At 46.0% G+C, this 21,007-nt stretch carries 17 protein-coding genes; 10 read left to right on the top strand and 7 right to left on the bottom strand.

Annotation, left to right across the window (positions count from 1 at the left end):
• Positions 1–791: 791 nt before the first annotated feature.
• Positions 792–1,121, bottom strand: coding sequence for a hypothetical protein (locus tag AC1HDJ_RS10485; RefSeq protein ID WP_479535748.1), 330 nt, complete (start codon positions 1,119–1,121; stop codon positions 792–794).
• A 551-nt stretch (positions 1,122–1,672) separates the two neighbouring features.
• Between AC1HDJ_RS10485 and gntR the strand changes: the two genes are divergently transcribed.
• On the top strand, positions 1,673–2,668 hold the full coding sequence (gntR, locus tag AC1HDJ_RS10480) for a gluconate operon transcriptional repressor GntR (protein ID WP_479535746.1): 996 nt from the start codon (positions 1,673–1,675) through the stop codon (positions 2,666–2,668).
• Between the two features lie 129 nt (positions 2,669–2,797).
• Here gntR and AC1HDJ_RS10475 read toward each other — a convergent pair whose 3' ends face one another.
• From AC1HDJ_RS10475 to AC1HDJ_RS10465, 3 genes are all read right to left on the bottom strand, one after another.
• Positions 2,798–3,439, bottom strand: a complete 642-nt coding sequence (locus AC1HDJ_RS10475; RefSeq protein ID WP_479535744.1) for a bifunctional 4-hydroxy-2-oxoglutarate aldolase/2-dehydro-3-deoxy-phosphogluconate aldolase — start codon at positions 3,437–3,439, stop codon at positions 2,798–2,800.
• 143 nt (positions 3,440–3,582) lie between these two features.
• On the bottom strand, positions 3,583–5,376 hold the full coding sequence (edd, locus tag AC1HDJ_RS10470; protein ID WP_479535742.1) for a phosphogluconate dehydratase: 1,794 nt from the start codon (positions 5,374–5,376) through the stop codon (positions 3,583–3,585).
• On the bottom strand, positions 5,376–5,891 hold the full coding sequence (locus AC1HDJ_RS10465) for a gluconokinase (RefSeq protein ID WP_479535740.1): 516 nt from the start codon (positions 5,889–5,891) through the stop codon (positions 5,376–5,378). The genes edd and AC1HDJ_RS10465 overlap by 1 nt, the downstream gene beginning before the upstream one ends.
• 131 nt (positions 5,892–6,022) lie before the next feature.
• Here AC1HDJ_RS10465 and gntU point away from each other — a divergent pair, with 131 nt between their 5' ends.
• Positions 6,023–7,360 carry a gluconate transporter gene (gene gntU / locus AC1HDJ_RS10460; RefSeq protein WP_438623367.1) on the top strand — a complete coding sequence of 446 codons (1,338 nt, stop codon included), beginning with the start codon at positions 6,023–6,025 and terminating at the stop codon, positions 7,358–7,360.
• A 113-nt stretch (positions 7,361–7,473) separates the two neighbouring features.
• On the opposite strand, the gene AC1HDJ_RS10455 is transcribed toward gntU, so the two are convergent.
• The gene (locus AC1HDJ_RS10455) at positions 7,474–8,487 is read right to left on the bottom strand and encodes a CobW family GTP-binding protein (protein WP_479535738.1); all 1,014 of its coding nucleotides are present in this window, start codon (positions 8,485–8,487) and stop codon (positions 7,474–7,476) included.
• A 209-nt stretch (positions 8,488–8,696) separates the two neighbouring features.
• A complete protein-coding gene (mtr, locus tag AC1HDJ_RS10450; protein ID WP_479535736.1) occupies positions 8,697–9,956 on the bottom strand; it encodes a tryptophan permease in 1,260 nt (419 codons plus the stop codon).
• A gap of 194 nt (positions 9,957–10,150) precedes the next feature.
• Between mtr and AC1HDJ_RS10445 the strand changes: the two genes are divergently transcribed.
• The 8 genes from AC1HDJ_RS10445 (at position 10,151) to AC1HDJ_RS10410 (ending at position 18,780) form a co-directional block, all read left to right on the top strand.
• Positions 10,151–10,282, top strand: coding sequence for a hypothetical protein (locus AC1HDJ_RS10445; RefSeq protein WP_479535734.1), 132 nt, complete (start codon positions 10,151–10,153; stop codon positions 10,280–10,282).
• A gap of 447 nt (positions 10,283–10,729) precedes the next feature.
• Positions 10,730–11,797, top strand: a complete 1,068-nt coding sequence (aroG, locus tag AC1HDJ_RS10440; RefSeq protein ID WP_479535732.1) for a 3-deoxy-7-phosphoheptulonate synthase AroG — start codon at positions 10,730–10,732, stop codon at positions 11,795–11,797.
• Positions 11,798–12,072: 275 nt separating this feature from the next.
• Positions 12,073–12,936 carry a carboxylate/amino acid/amine transporter gene (locus tag AC1HDJ_RS10435; RefSeq protein ID WP_479535730.1) on the top strand — a complete coding sequence of 288 codons (864 nt, stop codon included), beginning with the start codon at positions 12,073–12,075 and terminating at the stop codon, positions 12,934–12,936.
• A 153-nt stretch (positions 12,937–13,089) separates the two neighbouring features.
• Complete coding sequence (locus tag AC1HDJ_RS10430; RefSeq protein WP_479535728.1) at positions 13,090–14,373, top strand: PqiA/YebS family transporter subunit; 1,284 nt, start codon at positions 13,090–13,092, stop codon at positions 14,371–14,373.
• Entirely contained in the window at positions 14,363–16,000 is a 1,638-nt protein-coding gene (gene pqiB / locus AC1HDJ_RS10425) for an intermembrane transport protein PqiB (RefSeq protein WP_479535726.1), read from the top strand. The genes AC1HDJ_RS10430 and pqiB overlap by 11 nt, the downstream gene beginning before the upstream one ends.
• Before the next feature lies 1 nt (position 16,001).
• On the top strand, positions 16,002–16,628 hold the full coding sequence (locus AC1HDJ_RS10420) for an ABC-type transport auxiliary lipoprotein family protein (protein WP_479535724.1): 627 nt from the start codon (positions 16,002–16,004) through the stop codon (positions 16,626–16,628).
• Positions 16,629–16,762: 134 nt separating this feature from the next.
• Entirely contained in the window at positions 16,763–17,530 is a 768-nt protein-coding gene (hdhA, locus tag AC1HDJ_RS10415) for a 7-alpha-hydroxysteroid dehydrogenase (RefSeq protein ID WP_479535722.1), read from the top strand.
• Between the two features lie 218 nt (positions 17,531–17,748).
• Positions 17,749–18,780 (top strand): lipoate--protein ligase, encoded by a 1,032-nt coding sequence (locus tag AC1HDJ_RS10410; protein ID WP_479535720.1) that lies wholly within the window; start codon positions 17,749–17,751, stop codon positions 18,778–18,780.
• An 81-nt stretch (positions 18,781–18,861) separates the two neighbouring features.
• Here the strand turns inward: AC1HDJ_RS10410 and metG are convergent, their stop codons facing one another.
• Complete coding sequence (gene metG / locus AC1HDJ_RS10405) at positions 18,862–20,907, bottom strand: methionine--tRNA ligase (RefSeq protein WP_479535718.1); 2,046 nt, start codon at positions 20,905–20,907, stop codon at positions 18,862–18,864.
• Positions 20,908–21,007 lie beyond the last annotated feature (100 nt).

The raw sequence follows: 21,007 nt of genomic DNA, 5'->3' as shown, positions 1-21,007 counted from the left end.
AGCTCCATAACTATCGGCATTGATGGATATTTTTACGTTATAAATATGACATGGCCGTTAATATTACCGAGATTTTTTTTGTTGTGGAGGAATGTAAACACTCCTTAACAAAATGGTAGAATTAATTATTTAATTGCATGATTTTTATGATAAAAAAAGATGAAATTGAATGTGTCAAACAACAGCCAGCATTCTGTCATGAAAAGTGTTAGAAAGAGATTTCTGAATGAGCATGCATGCGTTGACGGGGATATTGTGCCTGTTTTAGGTCTAAAATAGGCAGGTTATCGGTATTCAGTGACATAAATTGAAATGGTAGTGTGTTTGAAATGAATAACAGCAATGATTTAATAGATACTCAAGAGAGTAAAAAATCAATAAGTCTATTACCTTATTTATTTATTTATTTCATTGATTAATGCACGCATTGAATAAATTGATGCTTAATTACTGAGTATGGATTAGGGTATCAGTATTTTTTCTTATATGGTTCATTATTACTTCATTACAGTGAAATATATATGTTTTTTATCTGTAAATCTAAGTCATTAAATCACTGGCAGTATAAATTGGCAGCAATTAAAGAGATTATATTCATATTTTTTTAGATTATTGAGCTTTTTTGAATGAGTCAGTACTGTAAGTATCATTAAATGGATAAATACAGTAATTTAATACTTGCACATTGAAAACACGTCTATTGAAAGCCTAAGCCCTATTTTGCAGCGATAAATATCTTTCTGACGGATGATTCCTATCAAAAGCATACGTATAGACGAAGTGGTGACTGGTTAATGTGCAAAACGCAGGCGGCTATCATAGCCACTGGTGACATAATAGCTGGCGGGAAACACATCAACTAAATGCAGATGAGCTAACTGGGCAATCAGGTCAGCAAAACTATCAAAAGTATGGGCTGTAATCTCACGGTAGACTTTTCCTTCCATGTTCTCAATGCCGATAATCATGGTGATTTCATGTTCATCATGCACGGGCACGGTAACGGTATCATCTATTTTCTGGTCGAAAAAAGGGATCTCACGGCCAGGAATATAGAAGCTGACATTTTGCATGTACTCTTCAGGTGTAAAGAAAGGCTGGTGGTCGTGTGTGGTGTACATATAAAAACCTCATTTACAGTATGCATTTAGTATTTCACCTGAAACGGCAGAATGACTACCCGATGCGTTTAATTTTGCGATCTGTATAGTGAATTTAAATAAGACTAAATAAGATTGCGTTGAATTGGGTTAAACAAGCAAAGCAATTTATAAATTCCTAATATCATATAAAATAAATTATTCAATACGCTGTATTACTAGCTTATTGGTAAAAGCTATTCAAGTTCTTTTGACAACTTAACTAAGTCAACGTTTACTAAAAATAAAGGTGGAATAGTAACTAACTGTAAGAGAATGAAGAATAATAACAACTTGAAACAAATGATATAAAGGAAAAATAGAGCGCAATAATGTTCTCTTATCCTTAAAAGAGAGATTATGCTAGGCCTTAACATTACTAACAACGCTGTTGTTATGATGTTTTTTCAGCATATTCATAATGAAAACCGGATGTTATTGTTAATAACAGGTGATTTTATTCGTAAATTTATGGGTTGAATCAGTGAAATATGCTATGTTACAGGTAACATCACCCTTGATTTGTAGAGAAAATGAAGAAAAAACGTCCAACCCTGCAGGATGTAGCGGATGTCGTCGGTGTAACGAAAATGACGGTCAGCCGTTACTTGCGTGACCCTTCACAAGTCTCTGCCCCTATTCAGCTAAAAATAGCCGATGCACTTGAGGATTTAGGATATATCCCCAACCGTGCGCCAGATATTTTGTCGAACGCAAAAAGTCAGGCCATTGGTGTATTGCTGCCTTCGTTGACCAATCAGGTGTTTTCGGAAGTGTTGCGCGGTATTGAATCGGTGACCGAACAAAAAGGTTATCAGACTATGCTGGCGCACTATGGTTACAGTGCGGCGGTAGAAGAGACCCGGATAGCCTCATTACTCTCATATCATGTTGATGGGTTGATTTTATCGGAAAGTTACCACACACCCCGTACGTTGAAGATGATTGCAACGGCGGGTATTCCGGTGGTTGAGATTATGGACTCCCGTTCGCCCAGCATTGAGCTAGCCGTTGGGCTAGATAATGAAGCGGCCAGTTTTGATATGACCACACTGATGTTGCAAAAGGGTTATCGCAAGATAGTGTATCTAGGTGCTCGAATGGATGTGCGGACGCAGCAACGTTTTGATGGCTATATTCGTGCAATGGCCGTATACGGGCTAGAAGCACGGCATGTGATGACTGAGGCGGCCTCGTCTTATTCGTTGGGTGCGGAATTGCTGGAAGAAACACTGCGCTGTTATCCCGATACCGATGGTATTTTCTGTACTAACGATGACTTGGCTGTGGGCGCAATTTTTGCCTGCCAGCGCCTGGGTATAGCCATTCCTCAACAGGTAGCGATAGCGGGTTTTCACGGGCACGATATCGGACAGACCATTATGCCCAAGCTCGCCAGCGTGCACACGCCACGGCGTGAAATGGGTAAGTTAGCTGCTGAATCATTATTGGCACGTTTAGCCGGAGAGGTGCGAACGCAGCGGGTATATGATTTAGGCTACAGGCTGGATGCTGGTGAGAGTATTTGATTTTGTGATGATGTGATCATGATGATCATGGCCTTGCGGCGGTGATGATAAAATAGAATAAAAAAAGACCGAATGTTCGGTCTTTTTTATGTAGCAACAGAGGCTAATCAGCCGATATTGCGGTAGTACTTATTTAGCACAAACCAATGCCACCGCTTCTGCTGACAGACGGGTAATAGTTGCCCAGTCGTGTGCGGCAATGGCATCGGCAGGCAGCATCCACGAACCACCGACAGTAGCTACGCATTTTGCTGATAGGTAATCGTGCACGTTTTTCGGGCTAACGCCACCAGTCGGGCAAAAACGTACTTGTGGCAGCGGCGCTGCAATAGCTTTCAGCGCGGTAACGCCGCCATTAGCTTCTGCCGGGAAAAATTTCAGGTGTGTATAACCTTGTGCCAGCGCTTGCATCACTTCTGACGGTGTTGCAACACCCGGGATCAGCGGAGTGCTATGTTGTTTTGCATGATCAAGCAGCTCACGGGTGCATCCTGGGCTGATGATGAATTTTGCGCCCGCAGCGACGGCTGCGTCGTACTGCTCAGGGTTAATCACTGTGCCCGCGCCAATCATGGCTTCTGGCATTGCATCAGCAATAGCACGGATAGCGTCGAGTGCTGCATCGGTACGCAAGGTCACTTCAAATACGGTGATCCCGCCGTCTGCCAGCGCTTTTGCCATAGGTACAGCATCTGCTACGTGGTTAATAACCATAACCGGTACGACAGGTGAAGTGGCAAAAACGTCGGCAGGGGAAACAGTCCAATTCATGTGTTATTCCTTAGCATTACACAAAGTTGCGCGCACATCGGGGTGCGCGCAGAGTCAATAGCATAATAAATGAAGTGCGAAGGCAATTCACGGATTGATCGTGAATCGATCAATCACAATGCTATGCTGTTTAATCATGTTATTTAATCAATAACCGTTGCACCGGTTTCCGCACTGGAAACATGCTCGCGGAATACTTTAAACAAATTCCGGCCAAACCCTGTCTGCTCGGCAGTTAAATCAGGGTGGAATGCGGTGCGCTGGCCCAGATCGGCATCGGTAGTCAATGTTCCTTGAGTGGCATCAAGTGTGATGACATCACCGTTTTGCAGATAAGCCAGAGGGCCATTTTTGCTGGCTTCCGGAGTCACGTGGATAGCCGCAGGAATTTTACCCGATGCACCGGATAAACGGCCATCAGTCACCAGTGCCACTTTAAAACCGGCTTTCTGGATATTGCCCAGAATTGGCATCAGTTTATGTAGCTCTGGCATACCGTTGGCACCAGGCCCATTGTGGCGAACGACTACGATCACATCGCGGTTTAGCGTACCGGCTTTGTAAGCGGCTTCCACATCGTGCTGAGATTCGAAAATCTCGACGGGGGCGCGAACAATATGGTGCTCAGGTGCAACGGCACTGACTTTAATCACGCCACGGCCCAAGTTGCCTGACAGCACTTTCAGGCCACCGGTAGCATTAAATACGCTGTCACCTTCCGCGATAACGGCCGGATCACGCGTTTCCATCACCGGCTGCCATGCTAACGCACCATTTTCCAGTGTCGGCAGGCTCAGGTAATCTTCCATTGTGCCAAATACTGGGGTGGCATCCATATGCAGCAGACCACGTTCGGCCAGCTTACGCAGCAAGAGCGGAACACCGCCAGCGGCTTGGAAGGCATTGATATCTGCTGGGCCATTCGGGTAGACACGGGTCATCAGTGGTACAACATCAGAGAGTTCGCTGAAGTCATCCCACGTGACAATCAGGCCGGCTGCGCGGGCAACGGCAATCATGTGCAGGGTATGGTTAGTACTGCCGCCAGAGGCCAGCAGAGCAATCAGGCCATTGACCATGCAGCGCTCATCAAGCACTTCAGCCAGCGGGCGGTACTCACTGCCGCCTTGTACCATGCCAGCCACTTTACGGGCAGCATGATCGGTCAGTGCATTACGCAGTGCAGTATTCGGTGGGATGAAAGCAGAACCCGGTAACATCAGGCCCATCGCTTCAAATACCAGCTGATTGGTGTTGGCTGTACCGTAAAAGGTACAGGTGCCCGGCGCATGGTATGCACCACACTCCATATCAAGCAGAGCGTCACGACCAAGTTCACCGGCTGCATATTTCTGGCGGACTTTGACTTTCTCATCATTGCTGATGCCAGTTGGCATTGGGCCAGCAGGAATAAATGCCGTTGGCAGGTGGCCAAAGGCCAGTGCACCCATCAGTTGTCCGGGGGCAATTTTATCGCAAATGCCTAAAAGTAGAGTGGCATCAAATGTATTGTGGCTTAATGATACAGCAGTAGCCTGTGCAATCAGATCGCGCGAGAACAGAGACATATCCATGCCCGGCTGTCCTTGTGTTACGCCGTCACACATAGCGGGAACACCGCCAGCCACTTGTGCACTGTGGCCAAGTTCAGCCAAAACAGCTTTGATTTGGTCAGGATAGAACTGGTAAGGCTGATGTGCAGAGAGCATATCATTGTATGCAGTGACAATGCCCACGTTAGCGCGAGTCATGTCAAGGATCTGGCCTTTTTGCTGGCTAGAACAGGCTGCTACAGCGTGGGCAAGGTTGCCACATGCCAAGCTTGCGCGATTCTTGCCTTGTGCAGCTTGAGATTGAATTTGTGCGAGATAACGCGCACGAGATTGTGCGCTGCGTTCAGCAATCCGAGCAGTGACTCGGGTAATAACTGGGTGCATTAGTGAACCTCTTTAGCTGCAGTGACGGCACGCTCAACAACTTGATCAAACTCTGCATCAATATCAACGCGCAAGATGCCGCTTTCATTAGTGCTCAATGGGCATTCCAGCGTATCAAATTGGCTTTGTAGCATGCCTTCTTTCTGGAAATGACCTACGCGCTTGCTCAGACGTTCGAAAATCAGTTCGAAAGTACCGTCGAGGAAAATAAAGGTGACGTTCTCGTTACCTTCACGGATCATATCACGATACTTACGCTTCAGTGCAGAGCAGACAATAATGCCGGTTTCATTTTTCTTCTCAAGGCTAAACGCCGCATCACGGATACGTTCTAGCCAAGGCGCACGATCATCATCATTCAGAGGGTTACCTGCGCTCATCTTCAAGATGTTTGCTTTTGGGTGCAAATCATCACCATCGATAAATTTAGCATTCAAAGCATCAGCCAGTGCAGAACCCACACTTGACTTACCACACCCTGAAACACCCATAACGATAATGCTGCGACCTGCCATAGTTTGACCTCAATCTCAATTTTGGAATTTGGTTGTATTCACCTGTTTCTACGATAGCACGTTACGGGTAACATGTTACCCGTAACTACAAAAACTGTGATGTAAAACACAGCTCACTTAGGATGAACACTATGTCTGATATGTCGTTGATCATGACCGCCGCGGGATCTATCCTCCTGTTGCTGTTTTTAGTAATGAAAGTTCGGCTTCACGCGGTTGTTGCTCTGATTCTGGTCTCTATGATTGCCGGCTTATTCTCTGGTATGAATCCGGCTGATATTGCTGCAACTATCCAAAAAGGGATGGGCGGAACACTGGGCTTTGTAGCCGTAGTGGTCGCGCTGGGCGCAATGTTTGGTAAAGTGATGGAGACTACCGGTGCGCTCGATCGCATCGCACAAACACTGCTGGGCAAGTTCGGTACAGATCGCGCTAACTGGGCGATTACCATTACCGGATTTATCTGTGCACTGCCGCTGTTCTTTGATGTTGCGGTTGTTCTGTTAATTGGCGTGGCGTTCGCGATTGTGCGTCGTGGCGGCGGCAGCGTAATCAAAATTGGTATCGCGCTGTTGGCGGGTATTGCAACCTGTCAGGCGTTCCTGATCCCAGCACCAGGCCCGATTCTGGTGGCATCACAGCTGGGTGCTGATTTTGGTTATATGATCCTATTTGGTCTGCTGGCCTCTATCCCTGCGATGATCTTAGCTGGCCCGCTGTTTGGCTCAATGATCTCTAAAATTGTGGATGTTCCGTTACCAGAGCATGCACAAGCTGATGATAAAGATCGCGGCGAATTGCCTTCTTTTGGTCTTGCGATGGGGCTAATTGGCTTACCGTTGCTGATGATTGGCCTGAAAACCATTGCTGCTCGCTTTGTTGAGCAAGGCTCTGACTTGTACAACTGGCTGGAGTTTATCGGTCATCCGTTCACCGCAATTATGGTTGCATGCTTGGCTGCGTTCTATCTGCTGGGTATTCGCCGTGGCATGAGCCGTGATGATGTGATGGGTGTGTGTAGTGCAGCATTACAACCGGCCGGTATCATTATTCTGGTAACCGGTGCAGGTGGTGTGTTTAAGCAGGTTCTGGTTGATTCAGGTGTGGGTGCGGCACTGGGTAATACGCTGGCAAGTTCTGGCCTGCCGATTGTGGTTTTAGCCTTTATTTTGGCCGCTGCAGTACGTGTTATTCAGGGTTCTGCAACTGTTGCGATGCTGACATCGTGCGGTTTGATCTTACCTATGCTGGAAGGCTTGGGCTTAAACGGTGCACAACTGGCGGCGATCACCATTGCTATTGGTGGTGGTGCGATTGTTCTGTCACACGTGAATGACTCTGGTTTTTGGCTGGCAAACCGTTACTTGGGTTTGACTGAGAAACAAACTCTGCAAACTTGGACAGTAATGGAAACTATCATCGGTGTTACCGGTGGTGTGGTTGCCATGATTATTATGATGTTCCTGTAAAAAGAATACTGCATCTAAAAAACCACCTTTTGTAGCGTAACGCTATGAAAGGTGGTTTTTTTATAGGTTTGCCATACAAAACGGTTATTCCTTTGTATTAGTTAGTGTATGTGCTAGATACGTGCTTGCAATAACTGCTGCTGGAAGACATTCCATGCCGCACGGCTATCATGAATAAACTCAATACGGCTATCGGCGGGGATAATATCGGCCGTTTCAATCTGAAATTCACCCTGCTGGCGGTTGAACTGCAGAGTGCCGCCAGTAATACGCACGACGCCTTTGGCGCGGATAACCGGCGCTGTTCTGGCGAGTTCTAGGATTTTCGTCATATCAAACAGGGTATCAGCATCAAATATCCAGCCACAACTGAAATAACCTTGCCCCTGATTTTCTGCTCTGCGCCAGCGTTCATTACCCTGTAAGTTGAGTGCGGCACTGATTGTCGGTATTGCTGTTTTATGCTGATGAGCGGCTGAAGCTTTGAGGTATCGGGGCTGTGCCGGCAAATCAAGCAGAGTGATGGGTATCTTACCGTGCTCTGCAAATTCGGTGTGAAGTGCTGCGAAGTGCTCTTTTTGCTGCTGCGCTGCAGTACGTAATGTATCGACAAAGTCCGTAAGCAACGCTTGTTGTTCCAGCGAACATAAATCAGTTTTATTGGCGATCAGCACATCTGCTGCGGCAATTTGATCGCGAAAATTCTCATTTTCACAGTATTTGGCATCTTGCAGATGGCGCGGATCTACCACACACAAGGTCGCACCGAGCGTAAGAACTGACTGATAATGCTCACCGGCCAGCATATCTAGCACCTGCTTTGGGTGCCCAAGACCAGTCGGTTCAATTAAAATCCGGTCTGGCCGGTGCTGGCTGATGAGCATGTTTAACCCCACCTGCATGGGTAATCCGGCGACACAGCAGAGGCATCCGCCGGGGATCTCTTTGACTACTGCCCCTTGGTCACGCAGCAATGCACCATCAATACCAATTTCGCCAAATTCATTTACCAAAACCGCCCATTTTTCATGTTCAGGTTTCGAGGCTAACAGATGACGGATGGTGGTTGTTTTTCCACTGCCTAGAAATCCGGTAATCAGGTTGGTTTTGATTTTACTGCTGAGCATAAGGCGTTTCCCTGAGGGCCAATAATGTCTGCTGTACGTAATATCATATAGCAAGGTGTTAATGTAGCGGAAAATAAGGCAGATTTGCAGGATATACGGTAGATCAAAAAAACTGAGGCATAAAATACGGTGCTATAAAAAAATCCAGCACACCTAAACATGCTGGATTTGTTGTTTATTGATTATTAGTGTTCAACTGTTTTTTAAGATTATCGATAAACAGGCAATAGGTTAAACATGGCTAAAATCTGCACGACGAGGTTGGTAATACCAAACAGAATAACAACCATAATCATCAGATTACCACCGGGAGCACGGTAGGTTGGGCTACCAAATTTCTGGCGGCTGGCGCGGGCCATCATAGCAGGAACAATCGCCGCCCAGATTGCGGCCGCTAAACCGGCAAAACCAATGGCATAGATAAAACCGTTCGGGAAGACTAAACCGCCAATTGTTGGTGGAATAAAGGTGATTGCCGCTGTTTTTGAACGGCCAACGAAACTGTCATCAAATTTAAACAGATCGGCAATATAGTCAAACAACCCTAAGGTTACGCCCAAAAATGAGCTGGCAACGGCCATATAAGAGAAGGCAGTCAGCATTTTATCAATGGTCTGAGTTGATGCCACACCACTGAGCGCTTTCAGCAAGCTGCCAATATTTCCGCCTTGATTCACAATCTCCTTGAAATCACTGCGCGGAATATTGCCCAGAATTGCCAGCTGCCAGATGATATAAATAGCCAAGGCAATCACAGTACCAATCAGTAAACTCAGCACTACTGGGCGCGGCTCTTTTCCGTAGTATTTGACTAAACTCGGCACATTACCGTGATAACCGAACGATGCCAGACAGTAAGGCAGGGCAGCCAACGCAAACGGCAGGTAATCGGTTTGAGTATCACTGGTATTGAACAAAATAGCCGGTTGTACATGGCCTATCAGATCAAATGTGGATAAAAAAAACGTAATAAGCATGCCGCCAATCAGTACGGTTGTCAGGCGATCAACTGCTTTGGTGGATAACCAGACAAAAAATGCCAAGCCCAGTGCAAACAGTAAACCTGCGGCAGTTTGATTCATTGAAAAACCAAACGCAGCATTGAGTGTATGGCTAATAATTGATCCGCCACCGGAAATATAAGCATAAGTCAGGATATACAGCACAAACGCAATGGTAATACCATTGATGGCATTCCACTGTTTGCCGAGCAGCCCTTTAACCATAGTGTCAAAACTAGCGCCGACTTTATAGTTCAGGTTGGCTTCTAAGATCATTAAACCGGAAGCATACATGCACAGCCATGTTGCCAGCAAAATAATAATTGAGCCGGTAAACCACACCCCAGAGGTGACTACAGGCAAAGAGAACATTCCGGCACCTACAGCAGTACCGGCAATGATCATCGAGCCGCCGAGAATAGAAGGGCGGTTGACCGCGGTTGGGGTAATGATATTTTGCTGCGTCATGTACACACTCCTTATGCGTAATCTTGTACTAGCATAGTAGTTCGAATAGTGTGATGGAGTAAACAAAAACATCTCAACATTTTTCTCATATGCAACTTTATGTATGCAACTTTATGCGATGATTGTAGTCTACATAGAAATACCGCTTTATGAGTAGGCAATTGAATTAGGTGATGACTCAAGGAGAGATGAGAATGAATATCATTAAATGTCAGCGTATTTGTACACCCTGCTTTAAGCGTGGAACAGTTTCTACATTACAGCGTTTAGACGATGTGTGGTGCGATATTTATACCTGCGAGCACTGTTTTCGTCAGTATGCATAGTAAGAGTGTGCATGGCAATCAAGGTGTTCTGGTACAATGAGCATATTAATGTAACAAAGGCAGATATTTCAATCTTCAGTAATGCGCGTTAATAAACACCTGATTATCGATAATAGTTATTCGTGATAACAGTATCTTTTATGCTCAGTTCATTTCTCTGTTTGCGTTGTTTCCTGCCTGCTATTTTTTGCTGTATATCCCTCATTTTAAAATTATCATCACTAAGTTTTCCACTGTTCTGTATTTTGCGGGAAAGATAACGGTTAGTGAATATGCTCTCCTTATACTGATTTATGTCATGCTGCATAGGTATAAAAAAGTAGCATATTGTCGTGCTATTACTGGGTACGTGAATAAGTTTACATCAGCCAGAAGATCAGGCAGATTGAAAGAATACAGTTTTACCGTGCCGATTTGAACGGTAGTATTTTGACAGGATGTAAAAATATGAGCTATCAGAACGACGATATAAGAGTAAAAGAGATCAAGGAATTATTGCCTCCGGTTGCCCTGCTAGAGAAATATGGCGTAACCGAAAAGGCATCGGCTACGGTGTTTGAATCGCGCGAATCTATTCACAACATATTAAATGATCATGATGATCGCCTGTTGGTGGTGATAGGGCCGTGCTCTATTCATGATCCGGTTGCAGCATTGGAATATAGCAAGCGCTTATTGGAGTTACGCGAAGAGCTTTCAGATGATCTGGAAGTGGTTATGCGGGTCTATTTTGAAAAACCGCGTACCACGGTAGGTTGGAAAGGGTTAATCAATGACCCGTATCTGGATGACAGCTATCAGATCAATGATGGTTTACGCATTGCCCGTAAGATCCTGCTCGATATTAATGATCTGGGGATGCCAACTGCCGGTGAGTTTTTGGATATGATCACCCCGCAATATATGGCAGATTTAATGAGCTGGGGCGCTATTGGCGCACGTACTACCGAGTCTCAGGTACACCGTGAACTTGCCTCAGGTTTATCGTGTCCGGTGGGCTTCAAAAACGGGACCGATGGCACAATTAAAGTGGCTATTGATGCAATTGGTGCGGCAAATGCGCCACATCATTTTTTATCGGTGACTAAGTTTGGTCACTCTGCCATTGTTTCAACAGCCGGAAATCCGGATTGCCACATTATTTTACGCGGTGGTAAAGAGCCAAATTACAGTGCCGAGCATGTCAGTGCTGTGGTCAATGAGCTAGTTTCGAACAAGCTGCCGAGCAAGGTGATGATTGATTTTAGCCATGCGAACAGTTCAAAGCAGTATCAACGTCAGCGTGTTGTTGCTGCTGATGTTTGCGCGCAGATTGCTGCGGGGAATCAAGCGATTTTTGGCATTATGGCCGAGAGCCATTTGGTTGAGGGGCGGCAGGATCTGGTTGCCAATATACCGCTAACTTTTGGTCAGAGTATCACTGATGCCTGTTTAGGGTGGGATGATACCGAGTTACTGCTGCGCGATCTGGCAAATGCAGTGCGTGCTCGCCGCGCGAAGGCGAGATCACAGTAAATCAGTAAATTCAGCTCACTTGCTACATGGAAACATCAGGGTTATATCGATTCATACAACAGGCTCTTGAGCCTGTTTTTTTTGGCCGGTATTGCCCTATGCCTGCTCCCTATGTCCAATATTGTATCGTGGTATTTTACCGCAATATCGGTTTTCAATATATTTGCGCATGTCACGTATTGTTGGGGGAGCAGGCTGATCACCACTTCACGGCATGATCTTGTTAATCCTGCTACAATCTGGCAGTTTTCTCTTTTAATTTTCGGAATATTGGCGTGCTGTTACTTATCTTAACCACTGTATTGTGGGGGTTATCTTTCAGCCTGATCGGTGTTTACCTTTCAGGGCAGGTTGATACATGGTTTTGTGTGCTAATGCGCGTTGTGCTGGCGTTGGTTGTTATGCTGCCTTTTTTGCGCCTGCGCTTGATTAGCTGGCGGCCAAAAGTTGTTTTAATGCTGCTCGGTGCTTGTCAGCTGGGTGTCATGTACCTGTTTTACTATCACGCTTTTTTACTGCTTAGCGTGCCGGAAGTGGTTTTATTTACCGTATTGACACCTCTGTACGTCACTCTCATTTATGATGTTTTGCAAAAGCGCTTCACGTACGGGTACCTGATCAGCGCTCTGTTGGCTGTCGTGGGCGCTATGGTTATCCGTTATGATGCGGTGAGTCATCAGTTTATTGCCGGTTTTTTTGTGGTACAGGCTGCAAATATCTGTTTTGCATTGGGGCAGGTGGGCTATAAGCGCCTTATTGAAACGCTGCCGCCCGCTTTACCACAAAATGCGATTTTTGGCTGGTTTTATCTGGGGGCAACACTGATTGCGGTGCTGGCATTCTCTTTGTTTGGCGATCCCCAAAAACTGCCGACAACACCGGTACAGTGGGGCGTGTTACTGTGGCTTGGGCTGGTGGCTTCTGGGGTGGGCTACTTTATGTGGAACAAAGGTGCAACACAGGTTGATAGCGGCACTCTAGCGGTCATGAATAACGCTCTGGTTCCGGCCGGTTTGTTGATCAATTTTGCAGTATGGAACCATAACCCCGATTGGGTTCGTTTGGCGATTGGTGGAGGTATCATTTTACTCTCTTTACAGGTCAATCGATATTTCCGGCAGGCGCAGGGTGTCTGTTAGGCCGATTAATCAGTCTTTTATGGGGTTTTCAAAGCCTTTTGAGATTTGTCGTATAATAGTGTTACCGCACGATAAAGCCTAAAAAAGAGGTGGAGTTAGTATATAATTACTGACTTCGCCAAAATGTATAATTGACTACAGTGATCAACTACAGTGAAAGATGACACCTACTCAGAGGCCCATTTCACACCGCCGCCTGCATTACAGATGATTTGCCATCAGTGCGATCTGGTGGTGAATGTGCCTGAATTTACAACAGGTCATCGGTGTGATTGCCCGCGTTGCCATACTGAAATTGTTGCTCGGCATCCCGAACCTGCATTAAGGCCGGCTATTTTTGCGTTAAGCAGCTTAATTATGCTGTTGATGGCCAACCTATATCCTTTTATTACCATGCAAGCGGTTGGTAATACTAACACCATGTTATTTATTCAGGCCGGTACGGTTCTGTTTGATGAGCATTACGAGTTATTGTCATTAATTATTTTATTAATGATTCAGGGTATTCCCGCATTTTGTATGGGGCTGATTATTTATCTCTCGCTGGCACTGCGTTTTAAAGCATTACCCGCCAAAGTTTTTTTATCCCGCACCCTGTTTATGTTAATGCCATGGTGTATGGTTGAAATATTTTTGATTGGGATATTAGTCAGTTTCGTAAAGTTAGTATCACTGGCGGATATTAGTTTAGATTTGAGTTTTTGGGCATTTTGCCTGTTCTGTGTCTTACAGATTAGAGCTTTTCAGCAGTTGGATAAAGAGTGGTTATGGAGTGCTATTCAACCGGCCAAACCGGTTGCACCTTTAATTGCCGGTCAGTCCGGGTTGTCACAGCAGGTTAAAGTATGCCGTTGCTGTTCCCAGATCATGCCGTTAACCGAAAAGCATTGTCCGCGTTGTCATTCACGGGTGCATGCGCGTACCCCGTTTAGTTTGCAAATTACACTGGCATTATTAGTCACCTCCGTGGTGCTGTATATTCCGGCCAACTTATTACCGATGATGGTGACAGAGAGTTTGGGGAATACCTCGTACTCTACCATTATGGAAGGGGTGATTTTATTGTGGGGTATGAAATCTTACCCTGTTGCGCTAGTCATTTTTATTGCCAGTGTATTAGTGCCGATTGGTAAAATGTTAACCATGTTCTGGCTATGCTGGTCAGCTTCACGCCCTGATACACAACATAAAGATACGCAGCATTGGCTGTATGAAATGGTCGAGTGTATTGGCCGTTGGTCAATGGTTGATGTTTTTGTTATTGCCATATTAGTTGCATTGGTGCGTATCGGGCGTTTAATGAGTATTTATCCGGGTATGGGGGCAATGCTCTTTGCTGGTGTAGTGATTGTGACTATGTTAGCGGCATTGGCTTTTGATCCCAGATTGTTTTGGGATTCCTCTTCTCGTTCACAGGAGTTAAACCGTGAGTCATAATAGTGAGTCTGAGGCTCAAGTAAAAAAAATAAAGCAACTGTCGCCGGTTTGGATTGTTCCTATCGTGGCAATTATTATTGGTTTATGGATGGTGTATTACACCTTCAGTAATCAAGGGCCATTAATTACTTTTACCGCCAATAATGCTGAAGGCATTGTGGCGGGAAAAACTGAAATTCAAAGTCGTAGTGTACAAGTGGGTACGGTGCAGACGGTAAAACTCGCCTCTGATTTAAAGCACGTTATTATTACGGCCCGTTTAAATCCGGGTACAGAAAATATGCTTAATGACCAAAGCCTATTTTGGGTAGTAAAACCTGAAATTGGCCGTGAAGGTGTAACGGGTTTAGGCACACTGCTTTCGGGTGCGTATATCGAATTAAAAACCGGTAACGGCAAAGAGTCTGCGAGTGATTTTACCTTGTTGGATACACCGCCGATTGCCCCTGCGGATGCTCCCGGTTTACGTATCGAGCTGATGAGTGATGATGCATCAAGCCTGACAGTGGGTGATGTGGTGTTATACCGTGGTTATCCGGTTGGTACGGTTGAACAGAGTGAGTTTGACCTGAAAGCTCGTAAAATGCGCTATAAGCTGTTTATTAATGCGCCTTACGACAGTCTGGTCACCAGTAATGTACGTTTTTGGAAATCAAGCGGCGTATCGGTTGACCTTTCTGCACAAGGTTTCCGTGTTGATATGGCTTCGCTGAGTTCACTGATCAGTGGTGGTGTCAGCTTTGAAGTACCAAAAGGCTGGCCGCTAGGGGATGCTATCCCACAAAATACTGCTTTTGAGTTGTATGCAAACCAGCAGAGCATCACACAAGGGCTGTACGATAAGTTTATCCCGTATGTGCTGTTCTTTAACGAATCAGTGCGGGGATTAAGCGCCGGAGCGCCGGTTGAGTACCGTGGTGTGCGTATTGGTACGGTGATGAGCGTGCCTTATTACTTCAACAATAAACTGACACTGGCTGAAACGGGCGGCGGTATTCCGGTATTGATCCGTTTAGAAGTTGGGCGTTTACCGGATCGCTTAACCGTATCTGAACTGCAATCAGATATTAATAAGGCGATGAAACAGGGTATGCGGGCGATGCTAAAAACCGGTAACTTACTGACCGGTCAGCTATTTGTTGATTTAAATATGGTTGATAATGCGCCAAACGCACCGGTGCATAAAGATATCGATGGTATTCAGGTAATGCCAACGGTTGCCGGTGGTTTCAGCTCTATCGAGATCAAAGTGCAGCAAGTGTTAGATAAACTGAATAAGTTGCCTATCGAAGCACTCCTGAAAGAAACAACGAACACCTCAAAAGAGGTGCAAAAGACTTTGCGTTCAACCAGTAAACTGGCTGGCACGCTCGATAAACTGGCAACACAGGCTAATAACGAGCAGTTGCCGAAAGAGTTGCGTGCCACATTAAGTGAGCTGCAACAAACGCTGAAAGGCTTAAATCCTGGCTCACCGGTGTATGACCGATTAAATAATAATCTGCAATCACTTGATAAAGTGCTGCGAGATACTCAGCCGGTAATACAAAAAATTAATCAAAAACCGAACTCACTGATATTTGGATCTTCTTCGGTAGCTGATCCTGAACCTAAGAAGGCAAGATAAAATGATTGGGAATTGGAAAGGGTTGATGATGAAAAAGTGGGTTGTAGCCTGCGCACTACTGCTCTCTGCGTGCAGCAGTACGCCAGAGATTGCCTATTATCAGTTGGCCGCAGAACCTGCGGCAACAAAGTTAGAAGAGCAGAGTAATGTGCTGTTGGTGAATGCTGTTTCTGTTGCAGATTACTTGGCAGGCCCCGGTATTGCTTACCAAACAAACGATATTGAAATGGTGGTTACGCAGCAAAACCTGTGGGTTGATAATCTGCCCGCCCAGTTAACCCGTACACTGGCAGCAACCTTAACGACACAGTTACCACAGTGGCAAGTAGCGTCAAACTCCACCTCTACTGCGCCGTGGCAGCTGAATGTGCAAGTTGATCGTTTTCAGGGGCGCTATGATGGTTCAGTGCTGATCAGTGGCCGCTGGACACTCACCCACAATGATCAGCGCTGGCAGCAAAGCTTTGTGCAGACTCTGCCACAGCAAAAAAATGGCTATGCAGATATGGTGCGTGTAATGAGTGCCGGCTGGCAAGCACAGGCGGTTGATATCGCGCAGCATGTGCAAAAGCTCAGCGCTATTCCGCTGCAAAGTGCAACGTCATCGTTTCACATCATTCAGCAGTAAAAATATAATGTGAGATTTATCTCCCTAAATTTATATTTCGATACATGATCATCTATCAATGCGCATAATCCGCCACACACGGCAGGTTATGCGCATTTATTATATATGCCAGATACCCAATATGAGACAGACTGATGTTAATTGAAGAAGTGTTTAGGCTAGATGGTGATGTTGCCATTATCACTGGTGCTGGAGCGGGCATTGGTCAGGCAATTGCAACCGTGTTTGCTGATGCCGGTGCAGCGGTTGTGATCTCAGACATTGATCTGAACACAGCTCAGCAGGTGGCTGATGAAATTACCAACACAGGCGGAAAGGCGATTGCAGTAGCCTGTGATATCACTCAAGAGTCGGATCTGAACGCACTGGTAGAGCAGACTGTGCAGGCGTTTGGTAAAATAACGGTGTTGGTAAATAACGCCGGTGGCGGTGGCCCAAAACCGTTTGATATGCCGATGCATGATTTTGAGCGTGCCTATCAATTGAATGTGTTCCCCGCATTTCGGTTGTGTCAGTTGTGTGCGCCGCATATGGTTGATAACGGAGGCGGTGCGGTGGTGAACATTACTTCAATGGCCGGTGAGAACATTAATAGCAATATGGCCTCGTATGCGTCATCAAAAGCGGCACTAAATCACCTGACTCGTAATATTGCGTTTGATTTAGGAGCGCATGGTATTCGTGTTAACGCCATTGCACCCGGGGCGGTGCGTACTCATGCACTATCAACAGTGTTAACCGAACAGATTGAGTATCAGATGCTGAAAAAAACACCATTAGGGCGTTTAGGCCTACCTTCAGATATCGCGTATGCCGCTCTGTTTTTAGCTTCTGCCGGATCAGCGTGGGTCAGTGGCCAAGTGCTGACAGTCAGTGGTGGCGGTTCACAAGAGCTCGAATAGTTTTCTGAAAATATGGTTAGCTGATAGCTATGTTTAGTAGCCAATATACATAACCGCCTTCTCAGGCGGTTTTTTACGTTTATGGGATAAAAAATAGTCGATAGAAGAAATAACTGTTGGTGGGATAACTGATGAGATACCTGATTTTACTGTTGTCAGCAGAGGTAATCGACTAGAGTAGCTGATAATAAGATAGACAGCCTATTCAAGGGGTTATCATGCAGAGCATCACACCCAAAACAGTACGGGTTTTTATTTCACACTCGGTTGACCCTTGGTTCAATCTTGCCGTTGAAGAGTGTATTTTCCGACAAATGCCAGCCGATCAAACCGTGCTGTATTTATGGCGCAATGCCGATACCGTAGTGATAGGGCGTGGGCAAAACCCGTGGAAAGAGTGCAATACTCGCCGGATGGATGAAGACGGTGTCAAATTGGCACGCCGGCAAAGTGGGGGCGGAGCGGTATTCCATGATCTGGGAAATACCAACTTTACGTTTATGGCGGCAAAACCTGAATATGATAAAACAGTATCAACCCAGATTATCATCAATGCTCTACACCGAATGGGCATTAATGCCAGTGCATCTGGTCGCAATGATCTGATCGTTGAAACCGCAGACGGTGAGCGTAAAATTTCCGGCTCAGCATACCGTGAAACACCTGATCGCGGTTTTCACCACGGTACTTTGCTGCTGGCTGCCGATCTTTCACGTTTGGCGGATTACTTAAACCCTGATCCCAAAAAATTAGCCAGCAAAGGCATTACCTCGGTACGTTCGCGGGTGGCAAACCTCAATGAGCTGGTGGTGGGCATTGATCATGCACAGATTTGCCATGCTATACAGCAGGCATTTTTTGCCCATCATCAAACCTCAGTTGTTCCCGAGATTATTTCGCCGGAAAATATGCCTGATTTACCTAATTTCACAGATCAATATGCTCAGCAAAAAAGCTGGGAGTGGAATTTTGGCAAAGCGCCGCAGTTTACCCATACGCTTGAGCAGCGTTTTAGCTGGGGCGGCGTGACACTGCACTGCAATGTCGAAAAAGGTTTGGTGACAGAAGCGCAGATATTTACCGACAGCCTGACTCCGGCTATCTTCGAGGCTCTCTCTGGCGTGTTGGTGGGTGTACAGTACAGTGCCGACAATATTAAGCAGGCAGTTATGCAGCTTGCCGCTGAGCAACCAGAATATCTGGCCGAGTTAACCGAACTGGCTGAGTGGCTGCAGCACGAGGTTCGCTAAGTATCTCTTGAACCGCGGCAGACCTCGCAGATAAAAAAATAGCACGCAATGCGTGCTATTTTTGTGTTTTGATCTTTGGCTTTATTTTACCCGTTGACCCGGTTTTGCACCTGAGTCTGGGCTGAGAATAAACAGATCACTGCCGCCGTCACCGGCAGCTAGCACCATACCCTCGGAAATACCAAAGCGCATCTTACGCGGTGCAAGGTTGGCGACCATCACGGTCATCCGGCCTTCCAGATCTTTGGGTTTGTAGGCTGATTTAATACCGGCAAATACCTGGCGAGTCTCTCCGCCCAGATCCAGTGTCAGCTTCACCAGTTTATCCGCTTCGGGTACAGATTCTGCTTTTGCAATCAGAGCAATACGTAAGTCAACCTTACTGAAATCATCAATGCCGATAGTCTCGCAGATTGGGTTTTTATCCAGCTCAGTTGGCTCTTTTACCGGCATAGCTGCCGCTGCTTCTTCTTTTGACTCTTCAACCATGGCATTTACCTTGTCAGGATCAATACGGTTGAACAGTGCTTTAAAGGTGTTCACTTTATGATTTAACAGCGGGGTGGCTACACTATCCCATGTCAGCGTTGTGTTGAGGAAACCTTCGGCACGCTCACTGAGCATCGGCATCACAGGTTTTAGATACGTCATCAACACACGGAACAGGTTAATCCCCATAGAGCAGATCGCGTGGAGATCGGCATCACGGCCCTCTTGCTTGGCCACGACCCATGGCGCTTGCTCATCCACATAGCGGTTAGCTTTGTCTGCCAGCGCCATAATTTCACGGATAGCCTTACCGTATTCACGCGCTTCATACGCTTGTGCAATCATCTCTGCTGCATCGGTAAATTCAGCAAACAGCGCCGAATCAGCCAGATTATCTGCCAACACACCGTCAAAGCGTTTGGCAATAAAACCGGCATTTCGTGAGGCCAGATTCACCAGTTTATTCACGATATCGGCATTAACACGTTGGATAAAATCATCCAGATTCAAGTCAAGATCATCAATGCGGGAAGAGAGTTTTGCCGCATAGTAATAACGCAGACAGTCTGGATCTAAATGCTTCAGATACGTACCGGCTTTAATAAATGTGCCGCGTGACTTAGACATTTTTGCGCCATTGACTGTCACATAACCATGTACGAAAACATTGGTTGGTTTGCGGAACTGGCTACCGTCGAGCATTGCCGGCCAGAACAGGCTGTGGAAATAGACAATATCTTTGCCAATAAAGTGGTACAGCTCAGCAGTAGAGTCAGTATTCCAAAACTCGTCAAAATTGAGATCACTGCGCTTATCGCAAAGATTTTTGAATGAACCCATGTAACCGATAGGCGCATCAAGCCAGACATAAAAGTACTTACCCGGTGCGTCAGGAATTTCAAAACCAAAGTAAGGCGCATCACGAGTGATATCCCACTGTTGCAGCCCTGACTCAAACCACTCCTGCATTTTATTGGCTACTTCATCTTGCAGTGTGCCTGAGCGGATCCACGCCTTTAACATGCCTTCAAAAGAGGGAAGATCAAAGAAAAAGTGCTCAGTCTCTTTCATGACCGGTGTTGCACCCGATACCGCAGACTGTGGATTAATCAGCTCAGTTGGGCTGTAAGTTGCACCACACACTTCACAGTTATCACCGTACTGATCTTCTGCTTTGCATTTTGGGCACGTTCCTTTCACGAAACGGTCAGGCAAAAACATACTTTTTTCAGGATCAAAAAGCTGAGAAATTGTCCGCGTTTTGATAAAACCATTCTCTTTCAATCGGCCATAAATCATGCCCGCTAACTCACGGTTTTCATCACTGTGAGTTGAATGGTAGTTATCAAAACTGATATTAAAACCGGCGAAATCTTGTTGATGCTCACGGCTGACATCAGCAATCATCTGCTCTGGTGCGATACCCATTTGCTGCGCTTTGAGCATAATAGGCGTACCGTGTGCATCATCGGCGCACACAAAATAGGCTTCGTTCCCGCGCATACGCTGGAAACGTACCCAGATATCGGCCTGAATATGCTCAAGCATATGGCCAAGGTGGATAGAGCCGTTCGCATACGGCAGGGCACAGGTGACCAGAAGTTTTCTTGCTGAAATAGCCTTAGCATCTAGAGACATAATGAGAGTTCTGCTGTTTTAGTATCAGATTTACGAATCCCGTGATGTTACCGCATCATTCTGTTTGTCGCTACCCACAGCCTGTAATCAATGGGGTTGA

This window comes from Plesiomonas sp. ISS29 (assembly GCF_056522795.1).
This window is presented reverse-complemented; position numbering and strand designations above follow the sequence as displayed.